Annotated in this window: 21 protein-coding genes and 1 pseudogene; 10 read left to right on the plus strand and 12 right to left on the minus strand. The window is 59.0% G+C overall.

The features are described from left to right. The first annotated feature begins 30 nt into the window (after window positions 1–30). The 10 genes from ACR9ZC_RS14025 to ACR9ZC_RS14070 all read left to right on the plus strand — a co-directional run bounded on the left by ACR9ZC_RS14025 (window position 31) and on the right by ACR9ZC_RS14070 (window position 4,410). Window positions 31–225, plus strand: coding sequence for a hypothetical protein (locus ACR9ZC_RS14025; protein WP_481580752.1), 195 nt, complete (start codon window positions 31–33; stop codon window positions 223–225). Next, window positions 222–524, plus strand: coding sequence for a hypothetical protein (locus ACR9ZC_RS14030; RefSeq protein ID WP_481580753.1), 303 nt, complete (start codon window positions 222–224; stop codon window positions 522–524). The genes ACR9ZC_RS14025 and ACR9ZC_RS14030 overlap by 4 nt, the downstream gene beginning before the upstream one ends. Next, window positions 514–822 carry a hypothetical protein gene (locus ACR9ZC_RS14035; RefSeq protein WP_481580754.1) on the plus strand — a complete coding sequence of 103 codons (309 nt, stop codon included), beginning with the start codon at window positions 514–516 and terminating at the stop codon, window positions 820–822. The genes ACR9ZC_RS14030 and ACR9ZC_RS14035 overlap by 11 nt, the downstream gene beginning before the upstream one ends. A 111-nt stretch (window positions 823–933) precedes the next feature. Beyond that, window positions 934–1,236, plus strand: coding sequence for a hypothetical protein (locus ACR9ZC_RS14040; protein WP_481580755.1), 303 nt, complete (start codon window positions 934–936; stop codon window positions 1,234–1,236). Then, window positions 1,236–1,880 carry a hypothetical protein gene (locus ACR9ZC_RS14045; RefSeq protein ID WP_481580756.1) on the plus strand — a complete coding sequence of 215 codons (645 nt, stop codon included), beginning with the start codon at window positions 1,236–1,238 and terminating at the stop codon, window positions 1,878–1,880. Before ACR9ZC_RS14040 ends, ACR9ZC_RS14045 begins: the two co-directional genes overlap by 1 nt. Further along, window positions 1,877–2,200: a phage protein NinX family protein gene (locus ACR9ZC_RS14050; RefSeq protein WP_481580757.1), complete on the plus strand. Its 324-nt coding sequence runs from the start codon at window positions 1,877–1,879 to the stop codon at window positions 2,198–2,200. The genes ACR9ZC_RS14045 and ACR9ZC_RS14050 overlap by 4 nt, the downstream gene beginning before the upstream one ends. Next, window positions 2,190–2,606 (plus strand): hypothetical protein, encoded by a 417-nt coding sequence (locus ACR9ZC_RS14055; protein ID WP_481580758.1) that lies wholly within the window; start codon window positions 2,190–2,192, stop codon window positions 2,604–2,606. Before ACR9ZC_RS14050 ends, ACR9ZC_RS14055 begins: the two co-directional genes overlap by 11 nt. Then, window positions 2,606–3,145, plus strand: coding sequence for a DUF1643 domain-containing protein (locus ACR9ZC_RS14060; RefSeq protein ID WP_481580759.1), 540 nt, complete (start codon window positions 2,606–2,608; stop codon window positions 3,143–3,145). The genes ACR9ZC_RS14055 and ACR9ZC_RS14060 overlap by 1 nt, the downstream gene beginning before the upstream one ends. Window positions 3,146–3,148: 3 nt before the next feature. Next, window positions 3,149–3,349 (plus strand): DUF4224 domain-containing protein, encoded by a 201-nt coding sequence (locus tag ACR9ZC_RS14065; protein ID WP_481580760.1) that lies wholly within the window; start codon window positions 3,149–3,151, stop codon window positions 3,347–3,349. A 2-nt stretch (window positions 3,350–3,351) separates the two neighbouring features. Then, entirely contained in the window at window positions 3,352–4,410 is a 1,059-nt protein-coding gene (locus ACR9ZC_RS14070) for a tyrosine-type recombinase/integrase (RefSeq protein WP_481580761.1), read from the plus strand. A gap of 227 nt (window positions 4,411–4,637) precedes the next feature. Here ACR9ZC_RS14070 and ACR9ZC_RS14075 read toward each other — a convergent pair. From ACR9ZC_RS14075 to istA, 12 genes and pseudogenes are all read right to left on the minus strand, one after another. Then, window positions 4,638–5,171 (minus strand): annotated as a pseudogene (locus ACR9ZC_RS14075) (site-specific integrase); the annotation flags it as partial. Window positions 5,172–5,183: 12 nt separating this feature from the next. Continuing rightward, window positions 5,184–5,837 carry an Arm DNA-binding domain-containing protein gene (locus ACR9ZC_RS14080; protein ID WP_481580762.1) on the minus strand — a complete coding sequence of 218 codons (654 nt, stop codon included), beginning with the start codon at window positions 5,835–5,837 and terminating at the stop codon, window positions 5,184–5,186. Window positions 5,838–6,474: 637 nt separating this feature from the next. Beyond that, complete coding sequence (locus tag ACR9ZC_RS14085) at window positions 6,475–7,206, minus strand: hypothetical protein (protein ID WP_481580763.1); 732 nt, start codon at window positions 7,204–7,206, stop codon at window positions 6,475–6,477. Between the two features lie 1,165 nt (window positions 7,207–8,371). After that, window positions 8,372–8,836, minus strand: a complete 465-nt coding sequence (locus ACR9ZC_RS14090) for a hypothetical protein (RefSeq protein ID WP_481580764.1) — start codon at window positions 8,834–8,836, stop codon at window positions 8,372–8,374. Next, entirely contained in the window at window positions 8,833–9,342 is a 510-nt protein-coding gene (locus tag ACR9ZC_RS14095) for a hypothetical protein (RefSeq protein ID WP_481580765.1), read from the minus strand. Before ACR9ZC_RS14095 ends, ACR9ZC_RS14090 begins: the two co-directional genes overlap by 4 nt. Before the next feature lie 244 nt (window positions 9,343–9,586). Further along, window positions 9,587–9,739: a hypothetical protein gene (locus ACR9ZC_RS14100; protein ID WP_481580766.1), complete on the minus strand. Its 153-nt coding sequence runs from the start codon at window positions 9,737–9,739 to the stop codon at window positions 9,587–9,589. Next, a complete protein-coding gene (locus tag ACR9ZC_RS14105) occupies window positions 9,736–9,939 on the minus strand; it encodes a hypothetical protein (RefSeq protein ID WP_481580767.1) in 204 nt (67 codons plus the stop codon). The genes ACR9ZC_RS14100 and ACR9ZC_RS14105 overlap by 4 nt, the downstream gene beginning before the upstream one ends. Window positions 9,940–10,223: 284 nt before the next feature. Beyond that, complete coding sequence (locus ACR9ZC_RS14110; protein ID WP_481580768.1) at window positions 10,224–11,591, minus strand: HK97 family phage prohead protease; 1,368 nt, start codon at window positions 11,589–11,591, stop codon at window positions 10,224–10,226. A 411-nt stretch (window positions 11,592–12,002) separates the two neighbouring features. Next, window positions 12,003–12,482, minus strand: coding sequence for a hypothetical protein (locus ACR9ZC_RS14115; protein WP_481580769.1), 480 nt, complete (start codon window positions 12,480–12,482; stop codon window positions 12,003–12,005). A 10-nt stretch (window positions 12,483–12,492) separates the two neighbouring features. Next, the gene (locus ACR9ZC_RS14120; RefSeq protein WP_481579904.1) at window positions 12,493–12,804 is read right to left on the minus strand and encodes a hypothetical protein; all 312 of its coding nucleotides are present in this window, start codon (window positions 12,802–12,804) and stop codon (window positions 12,493–12,495) included. Then, a complete protein-coding gene (istB, locus tag ACR9ZC_RS14125; protein ID WP_481579903.1) occupies window positions 12,804–13,634 on the minus strand; it encodes an IS21-like element helper ATPase IstB in 831 nt (276 codons plus the stop codon). Before istB ends, ACR9ZC_RS14120 begins: the two co-directional genes overlap by 1 nt. Next, window positions 13,631–15,142 (minus strand): IS21 family transposase, encoded by a 1,512-nt coding sequence (istA, locus tag ACR9ZC_RS14130; RefSeq protein ID WP_481582621.1) that lies wholly within the window; start codon window positions 15,140–15,142, stop codon window positions 13,631–13,633. The genes istB and istA overlap by 4 nt, the downstream gene beginning before the upstream one ends. Window positions 15,143–15,269 lie beyond the last annotated feature (127 nt).

Genomic DNA, 15,269 nt, shown 5'->3' on the forward strand with positions numbered 1-15,269 from the left:
TGGCTGCTTTGGCACATTGGCCGCGCAGAAATGATCGAATTGGACCGCTGGCGGGCCGGCTGCACGGACTATGCCCGCTGGCTCTGCGTCGATTTCCCCGATGCGTCCGACACGCTCGACAATCTACGCCGGTCAGTCGGAAGTAGCGAGCAGTTCTATGATTCGATCGGCTGGCGCGAATTCCTGCGCAAGCGATACGCCGCTGCGAAAGGGGGAAGCAAGTGAGCCGTCGCAATTACCCATATATCGGAAGTGATCGTGCCATCAAAGGAAAGCGGCTGTGCCACTGCTGCACAGCTACGGCTATCCGAAAGGTTGATATCCAAGTCAGTTGGTTTCGCGGCGACGACGAAGTTTTGCAACTTTGCGAGCTTCACTACGCATTCGTAGGTAAAGGTGCTTGGCGCGAACTCTTTGATGCCGCTGCGTCTGAAAAGGATCGGCGTCGGAAGCATAGCGAACTCGCCCGTGAGCGCGCAAAACAGCGTAAGTCGGCTGTAAAAGGAGAAAGCGATGAGCAATGAACGAGAGGATGAAGTCGAACCGGTAGAGTTCGCGCTTTTGCACTGGTCGATGGACGAATTGCGGGCCGGACGTAATGCGACAGGCGAAACCAATCGAGGCTTTCGCGCTGGCTGGCAAGCCGCCCGCCAGTCTGCCGACACGAACGAATCGACCCTGCGCGTGTCGTCCAGTCACGCCATCCGTAAGCACGAAGGCGTGACGATCTTCGGTTATCCGGCGCAAGTGCTTAAGGTAATGGCGGCGATTGAGTCTGCTGGTGCGACGGGGCAGGAGCCGGCAGCCTGGATGCACAAGTAGGGAGATTTCCTGGAGCCAAGCTTGCGCCGCCTGGATTCAGATGAGTTGTCGCGCGGATGGACGCAGGGACCGCTATTCTACGCCGCCCCAATCGGCGATAACGGGGCGAAGATGGCCGAACTCGAAGCGGCGAATTTCGCGCTTGCAGCCGGGCAATGCGTCCACAAAGGTGGCGTCATGATGGACGAATACGGCCATGCACTTTGCCCGCTGACAAAAACGGATGATGCGCAGCCAGCCGAGAGCAAGCGGGAGGATTTCGAAGCCGACGCAAAGCGCTTGGCGCTTGAGCTAGAGTGTCTTTTGTTGTCCTGCGAGGACAACGCGACGGTATCGAAATGGTGGGACTCCGCAATGGAAGCGCTTGAGCAACATCGCGTACTTCTCGCCCGCGCGTCGGCTAAGGGGGAATGATGAAAGAACGCCCAATCCTCTTCAGCGGCGCGATGATCCGCGCCGTGCGCGACGGACGAAAAACGCAAACGCGGCGAGTGGTGAAGGGCTTTCCGCTTGAGCTGCTGAACCATGCGAACTTTACACCCGAATATGTCGCTCTTCAGGAAAACGATCTGAGTCCATATGGTTACGCCGGCGACCACCTATCGGTGCGCGAGACGTTCTTCGCCTATGGACGTTGGGAAACGCGTTATAGCGCCAAGAAGGGCCGCGATGAATGGCACTTCGTCGACATGACGACCGAGTGTGATCGCGCGTACCAATACGCAGCCGATAATCCAGACGTCCCGTTGGCAAATGGCCGCGGCGGCGTGTTGCCGGGTTGGTGGAAACGGCCGGCGATCTTCATGCCGCGCGCTGCGTCGCGCACCACGCTCGAAGTAACCGGCGTGCGCATCGAGCGGTTGCAGGAGATCAGTTGGGAAGATGCGATCGCCGAAGGGATTCCAGATCCGCGCCGCGCCGCGCGCCGCGTCGATCCGGTCGAAGGATGCGTCGCGAAATACCAAGGGCTGTGGGATAGCCTCAACGCCGCACGTGGCTATGGGTGGAGCGTCAATCCATTCGTCTGGGTGGTGGAATTTAGGAGGGTCGAGGCATGAAGGTGAGCGAACTGAGCGGCGCGCTGCTCGACTATTGGGTCGCACGCTGCGAAGGCATGACGCACGAGACTGCGTCGTTCGCTATTCCCGCGCACGCCTATTCGAGCGAGTGGGCCCACGGCGGCCCGATCATCGAGCGCGAGCGGATCACGGTTGCTTGGCAGCCGATGAAGGGAGAGTGGATGGCCGGCCTCATTGAAACTGAGAACGGATCGATGCTCGAATTCAGATGGCTCGGGTTCGACGCATCCCCGCTCATCGCCGCGATGCGCGCGAAAGTGGCCAACCACTACGGCGATGAGGTGCCCGATGCAACCTGACCTTGAGCACGTGATAGCGCTCACGAATGCAAAGGCCGCCCGAGTCGAAGAGCGCTGCAGCTACGTGGTGACAGGCTATGTGCTAACGCACCCGGAGCTTGCGACACCACCGTCGGCAAAGTTGCTCGGGAGCGCGGAGGCCGCGCTCGGCGAGCTCGCGCGTGAACTGGGCTGCGTGCGCAACGACGACATACCGCATAACGCGGGCTGGTTCGTGCCGGGCAAGCCGACGGCCTATGTGAGTGCCTACGACGCGATATGCGGGCTGGTGGCAAGCCTGAAAGCTGGCGGCACAGTGTATGAAGGCAAATCAGACTCGCAGCAGATCGATATATCGGCTTCGGGGCCAGTTGCGTCAAAACACAACGCGCCGGCGCCCACCATCGAACAGGGGGCGCTTTTCTGATGCAGTACCTGACCGACAATTCCGACCTGATCATGCAGCGCGGCGCCCAGATCAGCGACTGCGGCACCTACCGATACCGCCTCTGGCGCGAATGGGACCGCGTGCGTCCGACATTGGCCTTCCTGATGCTGAACCCGTCGACGGCCGACCATGTAACGGACGACGCGACGATCACCCGGTGCCTCTCGCGCGCAATCGCCGGCGGATTTGGGCGGCTCGAGGTGGCGAACCTATTCCCTTTGCGCGCGACCGATCCGGACAAGCTGCTGACGCATCCGGATCCCATCGGACCGACTCGCGGCAGTGTGACGGCGGACGGCGCAATCCTCGACGCGATAGACCAAGCACACACGGTCATCTGTGCCTGGGGCGCTCACCCGGCCGCCGCGGCGCGCGCCACCGAAGTCCTGCGCATCGTCCGGCTCGTTGGGATGCGCAACAAACTCTATCACCTCGGTCTGAACAAGGACGGCAGCCCGAAACACCCGCTTTACATTGCCGCGAGCACGCGGCCCAAGCCTTTTACGTTGGAGATGTAATCCATGTTCCTGACCGAAGACGAACTGACGGAACTCACTGGCAAGCGGCAGAACGCCGCGCGCGTGCGCGCGCTCAACGGCATGGGCGTACAGCACAAGATCCGGCCGGATGGCTCGATAGCCGTGCTGCGCTCTCATGTCGAGCGCCTCTTTGGCGAGAAGACAGCCAAGCCTAAAATGGAGTGGCAACCTGCCTGGATGTAACGATGCCGCGGCCACGAAAAAAGGAAAACCTGGGGCTCCCGACGCGGTGGAAGCTGCACCACGGGGCATACTATTACCTTGTGCCGCCCGGGCTCGAAGCGGCGTGGGATGGAAAGAAGAAGTTTCGCCTCGGCGCGACGCTGCCCGAGGCATACAAGGTCTGGGGCGAACGGGTAGGGCGGCTGGACAAGATCCGCAATGTCAATCAACTGCTGGACCAGTATGCGCTTGAGGTCGTTCCTACGAAGGCGCCGACCACCCGCCAGCAAAATTTCGCGGCAATGAAGCAGTTGCGAGAACTGCTCGGGGTTGCACCACTCGATTCTCTAAAGCCGACGATCATTTATGGATACGTCCGCAAGCGAGGATCAGTCAAGACGGGGGCGAAACGCGAAATTGAAGTGCTATCGCACGCCCTGACCAAAGCGGTCGAGTGGGGCTATATCGACCGACATCCATTCGCGTGGCAACTACGTTTCGAAGGGGATGAGCCGCGCACACGCTACGTGGAGGATTGGGAGATCAATGAGTGCCTCAGCCTTCAATCGCGGCGCAAGAAGGGCAGCGTACGCGCGGCGCAGGCCTACATTCGCCTGAAGCTACTGACCGGCATGGCGCGTGGCGATCTGTTGCGCTTGCGGCCGGCGGTCGACTTCAAAGACGACGGCATTCATATCCAGCGGCACAAGACGGCCAAGAAGACTGGCAAACGCACGATCTACGAATGGACCGATGAATTGCGTGCGGCCGTAGCCTGCGCGATCGCCGCGCGGCCGGTCGACATCTCGCCATGGCTCTTCTGCAACATGAGAGGCGAATGCTACATCAACGAGGAAACGGGTCGCGCCGGCGGGTGGGAGTCGCTATGGTCGAATTTCATGGCGCGTGTGTTGAGCGAGACGAAGGTGACGGAGCCCTTCCACGAGCACGACATACGTGCGAAAGTGGCCAGCGACGCCGAATCGCTCGATCACGCGCAAGCGCTGCTTTCGCATGCCGATAGCCGCACGACGCGACGTTTCTATCGTCGCAAGCCTGAGAAGGTAAAGCCTGCAAAGTAGCTTGAAGGGTGGGTTATTCGGGTGGGTCGGAAGTAAACGAATCAAGCACTTACGAGGCACTATGAGGGAATTCTATGACCCATGCTCGAAGCGTAGAGGGCTTACGTGGCGGCCACGGGCGGCCGAAAACTGTACGTTTTAACAGCCTATCGGGGGTTCGAATCCCCCTCTCTCCGCCAGGAAACCCTTATAAATCAAGCCTTTCTGATTCTGAGGCTGCGATTTATTCAGCTATTTTCGGCTGAATTCGGCTCAGAATCGCACGACAATCGCAGCATCTCCGAAGCGAATCTCTCTACCGCTTTTCCGCCCGCATCCGGGTCTGCACTCGGCATCCACCGCGCATAGATACGCACCGTCGTGTTCTGGTTGGAGTGCCCCATCTGCCTAGCTACCCACATCGGATGTTCGCCCGCCGAGAGCATCATCGACGCGTACGTATGCCGTGTCTGATATGGCTTTCTGTAGCGCACCTTGGCTTGCTTGAGCGCACGCGTCCACACAATCCTAACCGGCGAGTCTCCCGCCCATCTGGCGCGGTTCCTTGGGTCCTGGAATACCTCGTTGCCGGCGAGTAGCGTGTGTTCTTTCTGAGCCTCCAGGGCGGCGAGGGCGGGAGGCAGTAGCTTGACTTCTCGGCGACTGGATTTTGTCTTCGTGTCCTCTGCTTCGGTGGCGGTTTGCGTAAGCGCTCGGCGGATCACGACGACGCCGCGTCGCCAATCTACGTCGGACCAATCGAGCGCGATAAGTTCGGAGGTGCGGAGGCCCGTCTAGAACGCAAACCGAACCATGTTCGCCGCCTGTGCGGGGAGAGTGCCAATAATCGCCCGCTGCTCCTCCGCTGTGAACGGGTCCACTTCGTCCTGTTCCTTGGGTTCCTCTCTCCTGCGGTACGTCCAGCCGTGCAGCGGGTTCTTTTCCATGAGCGGGGGCTCATCCTGTACCGCGTCCTCGAATGCTTTGCGCGCTACGCTTTGAATGTTTGCGAGGCGCTTGTTTCCGCAATCCAGCTTGTCCAGCCAATCTCGGAAATCGGCGCGCGTCAGGTCGCTTAGATGCCGTTTGCCGAACTGCGGGATAAGTAGGTACTCGATTACTTTGCGGTATCCGTCTACGGTGCTCGCCTTTAGGAACTTCCTTTGACGCTCTAGCCAAGCCTCCAGATAGTCCGATACGGTCTGCACCTCTCCTCGGAACTCTGCGAAAGTTGCGGCTCGCGGGGATTCTGGAAATACGCGAGCATAGTTGAACGTACCGCGAGCTATCGATAGGAGAATCTCGGCGCGGAGCAACTCCGCTTGTTTCAGGCCTGCTGTAGTAGGCTTGATACGCAGCCGCTCGCGACAGATTACGCCCCTGTATGTGAAGGAGATTTGAATACTGCTGTCCGAAACCTTCCTAACACCCCTCCCGTCTCTACCCATGATTCGTATCCTCGCACGTCGATAAGTTGCCGCCCATCTGGGGCCTTAATCCATACTTCACCCTCCAACCAAACCGCGCGATTGATCTTTGTTCGAATCGCGTCCTCTGTATATCCGCTTTCTTGAGAGAATTTACGAATAGTAAGGAATCGGACGCCCAAGTTATGCGCCCACTCGATCTGATCGAAAAAATTTATGTGTCAATGCGTACTCCCCATATTGCTTCATAACTACGCACACGAGACGTAGAGCCTTTATTGATAATCCTGACTGGTGCCGCAAACCGGAGCCGAACCGGCAACTCGAACTCCTTTACAAACGATTTGATTCGATATAAAAATACGTCGTTATCAGACGCTACTTGAGGTGGTTTAATGACCGAGATGGAAGCTATCCGCATCGCTACAAAGGCCGTCGAAATTTACGCAGCGCGGCATCCCCGTCCGCCCCACGTCAACATTACCCAGGCTGCTGCTATGATCGGGCGCAGCCGTCCGACAGTCCGACGTATGTTGCTCGATAACAAGGTCCGACTCAACGCTGCCGCCTTGATCCCAATCGAGGCTATCGATAGGCTGCTAGCTTCGAACAACTAGCATATCGGGTATGCTCAATGCCATTACGCGCGTACCCAGTCCTAACGCAGCGATGCTGCGAGCGGATGCGCTTTCCAGTTCTTAGCCTGCTTGATTTTCTCCTGGATGACGTTCTTAGAGCGGGCCGGCGAGACTACCTTACCCTCTGCGTCCTTCTTCTCCTCCCACTCGCCCTCGATAAAGATACTGTCCCACATTTCCTTATCGGCGATATCCCAGATGAAAGCCTTAAGCTCGGTCAGCGCTGCGGGAACATCGATAACGATAGGCTTACCCGAGAGAGGGTCCTGTACCGTCGTGCCCTTGACGTTGTAGCCGTTCGGTCCTTTGAGGTTCGCGTAGACTTTCTTGCCGTCTGTGCTCTTTTTGTGGAATACCTCGACGATAAACGGCTCACCAAGCAATTCCGCCATGTGCGTAGCCTTGCCCGCGTAATTCATCGCGGCGAACAGCTTGAAGAACGACGCATCGGCCTCCAGGCTGAGAGTCTCCTGTACCGTAACGCGGATAGGAACAAGCGTGCCGTCGTCCAGCTTACGCGGCTCGTGGTTCGGTCCGCTCAGTTCAAAAATCAGATCAACCTTTTCGCGGTCGCGCTCGCGTCCCTCGAATTCCTCCTCGTGTGTGCCAAGCTCGAAGTAGCCGACGAGCCGCGCCCTAGCAATGCCCGCAGCCGGAGGCGTGTACTCGTCCGTCAATGCTGGCTTGCGCATATCTGGAAGCCGGCCATTATTTTTCGCTTTCTGAATAATCCTCCTAATGTCTTTATCCATTTCCGCGCGCCACTCGTCAAAATTATCAGTGTAGCCAAGCCCTGATAGAAAGCACAATGCGTTTCGCGCTCGCTACGATGACTTTCGGGTATGCCTAGCAAAATTCTTGACACAATGGCCCAATCGCCGACATTGAAGAAGTCCTGCACAGTGTTCGGTCCGCTCAGTGCCCATCAAAAACTTGGCTCAAAAAGCCAACTTTTAGAAGGCACTTTTCAGGCGCGACAAGGGTTTCCGGCCGATTGCTTATAGTAATATGCACTTTGCGAGTCGAAGACTCAGAGCGACCAGATAGCCCTACCGTGAAAGATGCCGGGCCAAGCATAGTAGATCGCGGATTCTTCCAGTACCGCCTGCGGTGTCAACTTCGCATGCTTTTGGAACAGACTCCCTAATGCTTGCTCCTGGGCAATGACTCCCGCTGCTGCTATCTGGCCTATCAATTCGTAATGTTGCTTTCTCGACCTACCTATACGAGTGACTTTTCCGTTGCGGTTTATGTATCCGTCGATAAGCTCGTCTAACGGCAGTACGAACGATCCTCGGCTATTTCTCATCCTCAATAAGAATACGCATAAGTCCTTGGCTTTCCTTCCCAGGGAGTTAATTATCGAAAGCTGTTCGATAAGTCGAAGGCTAGCATTCTGCGGAACAGGACACCTGGACTTATACATGTCTCGCTTCTTGATTATTTCTCCAGTTTCCGTATCCACATACGCCTTCACCGATAAGCGGGTGACGGGTTGGCTTGTCTTCCGCCATCCTGCGGCCTTGAGTAGCAACTTAGGGACTCGTATCAGCGTTGTATCCGGTCCCCAAGGGAGGTACCTAGGTGTTGGCTGGTACGCGTTTGGTTCGCATCCAGCGTCGTCTTTGTCGTAGAGCAACGGTCTCCATTAAAGCGATTCGATTAAAGCCGGTCTGAGCGGCTGGCTGGTTCGGGTAGCTCTTGGTACTCCCCGGTCCCTCTCATCCGGTCTGAGAGCTTCCCAGTGGACGATAGAGGTATGTAGCAAAGGGCGGGGTAGGTCGATTTGCGGAGGCTGCCCGGCCCGACACCGACCGGTCTCATTCGAAATATCGCTAAAAGCAAAATTGCACTTTTTTCGAGGGTATCTCGGTCGGAATGGCTTGATAGGTAAGGAATGCGGCCGAAATCGATCCGTTAGGAGTTGACAGGCTTTACAGGTAGCCCCAAGGGACTATCCGGCCACCCGATAGAGTCCTCCTCAATCTCGACGCCTGCCTCTCGGACTACATGCCGCCACAGTCCGGGAATCAGGTTCAAGCGGCAACTCTCGCCGTGCTTCTCCCATAGCTGCTTACGGACCTCGACCGGGCTGTTGTTGGCTTGGTACTGTCCGCCAGCGGTGCGAACCGCCCCAAGGCGCAAGCGGCGGGTTAATTGCCCTTCTTGCTTCGCCATACGGTCGATGACGGCGAATACCGGGTTAGGCTTCTCGCCGCCCGCTGCCGTGGGAACCGTAGCCGGGGCTCGGGTCGCTTTGCGTCGCTCTACATCAAGCTTCTGCCGGATACCTGCTAATTGTTCGGCTAGCAGCTTGTCTTGATCGGTCCATTCCATGCGCACTGCAAGGATGGCTTTAAGGTGCTGTGCTTTAGTCGTCATTTCCCAATTCTCGCGGCGGTCGTCGACTCAACGTACCGCCCGTACTGTTCTCGGATAAGCGCCTGCGCATCTGCCTCAACCGAGCTAAGGTCATATCCGGCGCCGCGCATCCCTACCTCAACCTCATGCAGGCGTTGGGCGGCATCGCACATGCCGAACCAATGCGCGATGCTTCTCGTAAGCCTTCTTTCCTCGTCCCACTTACGACGCTTGAGCGCTTGTAGTCGGCGGAGTTCGACGGTTTCCGTCATAGCGCCGCGTAGCGCCTGTTGTGCCAGTTTCAGAGCCGCGCCGAGACCGCCCGTACTGGCCTCCGCGATGCGCAACATGGTCTTATCGGCCTCAGCGGCGGACTTGAACCGCCAGTCCAACCCAGGCCCGTACGTGCGTTCGATAATGTCCGTCCGGAGCCAGTTATTGTCTTTGCTCCCGCGCTTGCCACTCCGCCGAATCTCTACCGGGATGTGCAGTAGGCGGCAACACTCCAGCAGTTGCACGCGGCTCATTCGCGCTCGTCCTCAATCTGCAAGCTGATAAGCCGATGCTGCGCCTTGTCGCGGATAGCTGCGTACTGGTCAATCAGTCCCCGGAGTCGTCTGATATCTGCGTCTAGGGCGGAAACGAGTGCGTTAAGTTCAGCCTCGTTGAGGGATTCATGCAGCACGAACGGCGGGGCGTCGTGTGCTTCCCGAGTATTTGTATTAATTGGGATTCCTTATGGATAGGGGGCGGCACGCGCCGCCCATGTTTTCAGTTCTGACCCGTCGCGACGCGCGCCACTATCTGCCGCTGGAGTTCGGCATAACGCTCGGCGAGTGCCTTTCCGTCTTTTCCTTTCTCGACCGCGTTCACAAATGCAGTGCGAATACGTTCGGCCTCGTCGCGTAGCTCTTGAATGCTCATTGCAGGGCCTCCAGAAGGCGGCTTAGTTCTGCTGTTGCGCGGTCGGCTTCGTCCCGTTGCCGAGATTCTTCGAGCAGCGCGCGCAGGGCGGCGTACCGCTGCGTGTACTCATCGTGCGCGACTGAAACTTCCGCAACCTCGATGATTCCGGCGCGGCCTTGTGCGCGCTTACGCTCCAACGTTTTGGACGCGGTGTCCACAGCATCGCGGGCCTTCTCAATGGCCGGACGAAGCAGGTTTGCTTTACGGCAACCGTCGCCCGTGGCCTTGAGGGCACGGAGGCGGGCAACCTCATGTGCTACCCGGCTAACGGCTACGGAAAGCTCGGGAGCAGAGGGCGTTGCACGATATGAGCCGTCCGGGTTGCGTGCATCGGCGGGAAATCTAAAGCTGTATGAAGCGCGCGTCGAGGAATTAGACGCCGCTTTGGGTTTAAAGAGCCTCAATGGATACCTTACGGAGAGTGGCCCCGAAGGGCCAGGGATTAGGCGAGGGTAATGATTTGCGGGGCCGCCAAAATATTCGCGTCCGCGAACTTTGTGATTTTTAGGGCCGTCATGTTCTGTTGGAACATGCTTACTGGCGCGCTCGCCGCATTCGTCGGGGTGGTGTCCATAACGATACTTGCTTCGTTGCTACGCTCGATGATCTCAGGCCCATCGAACACTGCGATGCGCTGTACGTCCTGCAAAATCAGCTTGCCTGCGGGCACAGCGAGAGATGCGATAGCGGGGAGCGTTCTGTATGTGCCCCCGCGTGGGCCAATGTCTGGGTTAGCCGCATCCTGGAGCGTTGTAAGCGTCTCCGGACTGCCGATCCAACACGCCGTACGGAGGTCTCCCGCAAAGGCCGCGATAGCCGCAGCGACGCTGTTAGCTGCCGTGCCGTTGGAGGTCATAAGCGCTACCATGAACGCGTCGGTCGCATTGTTCGCCGCGTGCTCAAGTTGGTTCTGCACGTACTGGACGACGGAATCGTTAAAGTTGTTCGCGGCAAACAGCACGTCATTAAATGCGAGAATCAGCCCAAATTTTCGGCGCGACGTAAGCGCAAAATCAACGGACGGCGCAGCGGCGGGGTAGGGCTCGCCTTCTTCGATTTCGGAAGCCTGGAGCAGCGCACCTTGCGTCAGAATACGGACGTTCGGCGGCAACTGCGGAGCCCCAAGGCTGGCCAACGCCGTAACGATAGCGTTCGTAACCGGCGGGAGGAGAACCCCGGGCGTTTGACTCGGGTAATACAGGGCAGGCGTGTTACTCGTCGTGCTGGCCGGTACGGCGGCTTTGGTATTCGTCGCCTCGATAATGGCTTGCGCGGGCGACATGGCTACGGCCTTGCGGATTTGTTCGGCCAAGGTGTTCCGGTTCATTCGGTCCTTATTGTTAGTTTCGGGGGCGGCCTTGAATGCCGTGATAGTTGCTTCGGGATTGCAGGGGATGGCGGTAAGCGAAAGCTCATGGACCTCCGCCTTTGTGAAGTGCGTACCGCCGTTCGGTAGCGCTTTAGACTCCTTCGGAATGAAGCCGATACTTACGCCCTTGATAAGTCCGCTCTTGACAGAATGCCAAGCGGTGTCGGTACGGGTCTTTACTTCGCCTTCTTCATCAACCTTTGCAATGCGCGCGGTAAACGGAAGGCCCTTAGCGGTCGGCGTACCGAATGTCACGGTTCCTACCGGTTTATCAGCATCATGGCCGAGGAGAAGCGGAATATTGCCGCGTGCCGTAAGCCCCGTCGGCTCGATAACGTCTTTGACGCGATCTGGCGTAGGCGTGCTGGCGATGCCGACCAACACGCGTTGTTCGTCCGTCGAAACAGATTTGATTTCGAGAGACGAGGTAAATTTATCCAATTTTGTCCTATTGAGATTAAGAGGTGTGACCGGACGATGGATACGGGCCGCGCCGTCCTCCGGTCGGGAGTTGGCGGGCTTACATGTGGTGCTTTACGGCTTAACTAGCCCCGTAGACAAGTATCCCGGTTTGGTACACGTCGTACTGTGTACTGTTCTTTGGCGCGTAGTACCAAGACAACGTAGTGCCGCTGAACGAGAACGAAGGGACTATTACGCCTCCGGACAAATATCCGTCTCCGCATGTGATATCCGGTTGGAAGCCGAGGAATGCGCCCTGGGACAGCCGGGAATCCGTCAGGGAGGAAGTGGTCCCATCGAGATACCGACTACCGGCGATCCGCAGTACTCGATATGTCGCGTCGAGAACAACGTTTCCGGAGGGGTCAAATACTTGCAGACCTATCGACATTAGATTTGTCCGTACTTCATCTGGTAGGCATAGCCCCCCTGCGATCTCATTTTCTGGTCCATCTTTCTATCGACGAACGCAGACACGAGCGTATGCAGTTCCTTAGCGTCCTGCTGACTCAATCCGCCGCCCCCGTTGTTATGTACCGTGACTGATACCGGAGCGCCACCAGAAGCCGGGGCGGATACCGCAGAGCCTACCGAGCCGCCGTCCGCAAAGTGCGCAAGATGCCCGTTATTGATCGACTCCAGAAGCCCGCGATACCGGGAGGCTTGCGACGCCTTAACGACGAACTCCCCGTTAGAGAGCATGGCCGGAATACTGTCGCTTGTGCCCGTACCGGGGCCGCTGATTGCGCCACCGGTAGCGTAGTGACCTACCGAGCCTATGGCGCGACGATCTGGATGAGAGACGCGCGACAAACAAGATGAGAATGTCGCGGTGACGCTGATGATGCCGACGTTGATTGACGCTGGCAAGCGCCGCGCGTCAATCTGCGAGGTCGATCGAGTAACGCGTGACGATGGCCGTCAAGATGCGCTTGACGGACTGGCGTTTGGCCTCGATCAGCGGCGTCGCCACGGTCCCAGTATCGAGCGCCGCTAAGTCCTGCCCGAGCAAGGTCAACAGCGTCACGCGTGACGCGGTGACTTCGTCCCCGATCGCATCGATGACGGCGCGTTTGCGCCGCAATCGATACGCGCGTTGCCGTTGTGCGGCAGTGCGCCCAGCGGGCCTCTCGCCCGCGTTATCGGGCGCGCCGTCACGCGTTACGCTCGTCAGTTGCGAGCCCATATTCATCACTGATCCTCCTGGCGCGACGGCACGCCGACATTGTTCGGCGTGGCGAAGTTAGCGGGACGTCCTGGTCCCTGCTGCTTGCGCTGCAAGGCGGTACGCCGGCGATAGCTTTCGACGTTCAGCTCGAAGATGGTCGAGTGATGGACCAGCCGATCGACGGCGGCCAGCGTCATGGCCGGGTCGGGGAAGACCTTGTTCCATTCGCCAAAGGGCTGATTGGCGGTAATGAGAAGGGAACGGCGCTCGTACCTGGCGCTGATCAGCTCGAACAACACCGACGTTTCGGCTTGGTCCTTGGTGACGTATGCCAGATCGTCCAGGATGAGCAGATCGAAGCGATCGAGCCGGTTGATGGCCGACTCCAGGGCCAACTCGCGGCGCGCCACCTGTAACCGTTGGACGAGATCGGAGGTGCGAGCGAACAGCACCTTCCAACCCTTCTCCACGAGGCTCAAGCCGATCGCCGACGACAGGTGCGACTTGCCTCCTCCGGGCGGCCCCATCAGAATCAAATTGGCGCCGTTTCGCAGCCAGCCGTCGCCGGCGCATAGCGCCGACACTTGCGCCTTGGACACCATCGGCACCGCGTCGAAGTCGAAGTTCTCCAGCGTCTTGCCCGGCAGCAGTTTGGCGTCCGCGAGGTGACGTTCGATACGGCGTCGATCGCGCTCGGCGATCTCGTGTTCGGCCAGCGCCATCAGTAGGCGCGCCGCAGGCCAGCCTTCCTTATCGGAGCGTTCGGCGAAGCTCGGCCACATGAGCTTGATGGCAGGCAGGCGCAATTCGCTGAGCAGCAGCGACACGCGGGTAGCATCGAAGTCGTGGCTCATGCTGCGGCCTCCATATCGAAGCTGAGCAGGGCCTCGTAATCGCGCAACGAAGCGAGCTGCACGTGCACGTGCGGCACACTCGCCGGGTCCGGTGCGAAGCGCGAGCGCAGCGCTTGTAGATCAGGCAATTGCCCCTGGGCGAGGTACTGCTCCAAATCCTGCGCCAATTGCGCCTCGCAGGCGCGCTCATGGGCCATGCTCAGCAGCTCCACCATGGTCTTGCATGCCGTGCGCGGCGGCAGTTGCTCGCACAGGCGATCGAACGTCAATCGGTAGGCCTCGCGCGGAAACAGTTGGTCGCGGTAGATCAGGTTCATCAGTGCCATTGGCTTGCGGCGTAACGCGTGAATGACGTGTCGATAGTCAATGACGTGTCCGTGCTTGCCGTTCACGCCCGGACGCCCGCGCCGTAGCGTCATCAAGGCTGTGCCGCCCAGAAACAACTCAAGTCGGTCGTCGTATAGGCGTACGCGCAGCCGATGGCCGATCAACCGCGACGGGACGGTGTAGAACACCTTGCGCAAAGTGAAGCCGCCGGTGGAGGTCACATATACGCGCGTTTCCTCGTAGTCGCTGGTGCGCTGACCCGGCAGCGGTTGCAGGAAGGCCCGCTCGGCTTCGATGCGCTTGCCATTGCGCGCGTTCTGGCGGCTGACGATCTCATCGACGAAGCGGCGATAGTCGGCCAGATCGATGAACTCGGTACTGCCGCGCAGCAGCAGCGCGTCACGGATGGCATTCTTGAGGTGACCGTGCGGGCTCTCGATGGAGCCGTTCTCATGGGCGACGCCGCGGTTGTTGCGAGTCGGTTGCATGCCGTAGTGAGCGCACAGCGCTTCGTAACGCGTGGTCAGATCGTCGCGTGCTTCGCGATCAAGATTGCGGAATGCCGCAGACAGACTGTCACTGCGGTGTTCGCGGGGCGCGCCACCGAGCGCCCATAACGCGTTCTGTAGCCCTTCGGCAAGCGCGACATAGCTCTCGCCGCCGAGAATGACGTGAGCGTGCTCGAAGCCCGAACAGGCTAAACGGAAGTGGTACAGGCGGTGATCCAGCGCGACACCCGCCACGCTCACGCCCAGGCTTTGCATGTCGGTAAAGTCGGACAGCCCGAGTCGGCCGGGCTCATGAACCTGGCGGAAGATGACGTCGTGCTCCTCGCCATGCATCGCGCGCCAATCGCGGATGCGTCGCTCCAATGTTCGTCGCACCGTGCGCGACAAACTCGGATGTCGCCGAAGCATCTCCTCGAGCACTGCCACCGGCCGAATACCCGGAGCAGAGCACAGCAGCGGCACAATCTCCGCGTCAAAGATCTCGGCCAACGGGTCCGGACGTCGGCGCTCGCGCGGCGCCTTCTTCTGCGACGGCAACCGCAAATCCTGTTCGATGCGATAGGCTGTGGCCACGCTAAATCCCGCGCGTGCGGCCGCCGTGGACGGTCCTTCCGTGCGTCTGTACTTCATGTAGAGCCTCATCTGGTGGTCGTTGACGTGTCGTCCGGGCACGGCGAGCCTCCCTTGCAAGGAAGACTCGTTCATACCCGATCCACCGCGACCACCGACAGGGCTCTGCGCTAAAGGCGAGCACTCCCGGCGCGGCGCTGCGGCGCCGGTTCCGGGCTACGCCCGTCAC

Source organism: Trinickia sp. HAY1-2D (assembly GCF_056754935.1).

Coding starts and splice junctions, on each gene's coding strand:
- ACR9ZC_RS14095 (WP_481580765.1), bottom strand. CDS start 9,342: ATGAGCCGCGTGCAACTGCTGGAGTGTTGCCGCCTACTGCACATCCCG.
- ACR9ZC_RS14025 (WP_481580752.1), top strand. CDS start 31: ATGATCGAATTGGACCGCTGGCGGGCCGGCTGCACGGACTATGCCCGC.
- ACR9ZC_RS14120 (WP_481579904.1), bottom strand. CDS start 12,804: ATGAATATGGGCTCGCAACTGACGAGCGTAACGCGTGACGGCGCGCCC.
- ACR9ZC_RS14050 (WP_481580757.1), top strand. CDS start 1,877: ATGAAGGTGAGCGAACTGAGCGGCGCGCTGCTCGACTATTGGGTCGCA.
- ACR9ZC_RS14090 (WP_481580764.1), bottom strand. CDS start 8,836: ATGACGACTAAAGCACAGCACCTTAAAGCCATCCTTGCAGTGCGCATG.
- ACR9ZC_RS14060 (WP_481580759.1), top strand. CDS start 2,606: ATGCAGTACCTGACCGACAATTCCGACCTGATCATGCAGCGCGGCGCC.
- ACR9ZC_RS14070 (WP_481580761.1), top strand. CDS start 3,352: ATGCCGCGGCCACGAAAAAAGGAAAACCTGGGGCTCCCGACGCGGTGG.
- ACR9ZC_RS14040 (WP_481580755.1), top strand. CDS start 934: ATGGCCGAACTCGAAGCGGCGAATTTCGCGCTTGCAGCCGGGCAATGC.
- ACR9ZC_RS14085 (WP_481580763.1), bottom strand. CDS start 7,206: ATGGATAAAGACATTAGGAGGATTATTCAGAAAGCGAAAAATAATGGC.
- istB (WP_481579903.1), bottom strand. CDS start 13,634: ATGAGCCACGACTTCGATGCTACCCGCGTGTCGCTGCTGCTCAGCGAA.
- ACR9ZC_RS14045 (WP_481580756.1), top strand. CDS start 1,236: ATGAAAGAACGCCCAATCCTCTTCAGCGGCGCGATGATCCGCGCCGTG.
- ACR9ZC_RS14100 (WP_481580766.1), bottom strand. CDS start 9,739: ATGAGCATTCAAGAGCTACGCGACGAGGCCGAACGTATTCGCACTGCA.
- ACR9ZC_RS14065 (WP_481580760.1), top strand. CDS start 3,149: ATGTTCCTGACCGAAGACGAACTGACGGAACTCACTGGCAAGCGGCAG.
- ACR9ZC_RS14080 (WP_481580762.1), bottom strand. CDS start 5,837: ATGGGTAGAGACGGGAGGGGTGTTAGGAAGGTTTCGGACAGCAGTATT.
- ACR9ZC_RS14035 (WP_481580754.1), top strand. CDS start 514: ATGAGCAATGAACGAGAGGATGAAGTCGAACCGGTAGAGTTCGCGCTT.
- ACR9ZC_RS14055 (WP_481580758.1), top strand. CDS start 2,190: ATGCAACCTGACCTTGAGCACGTGATAGCGCTCACGAATGCAAAGGCC.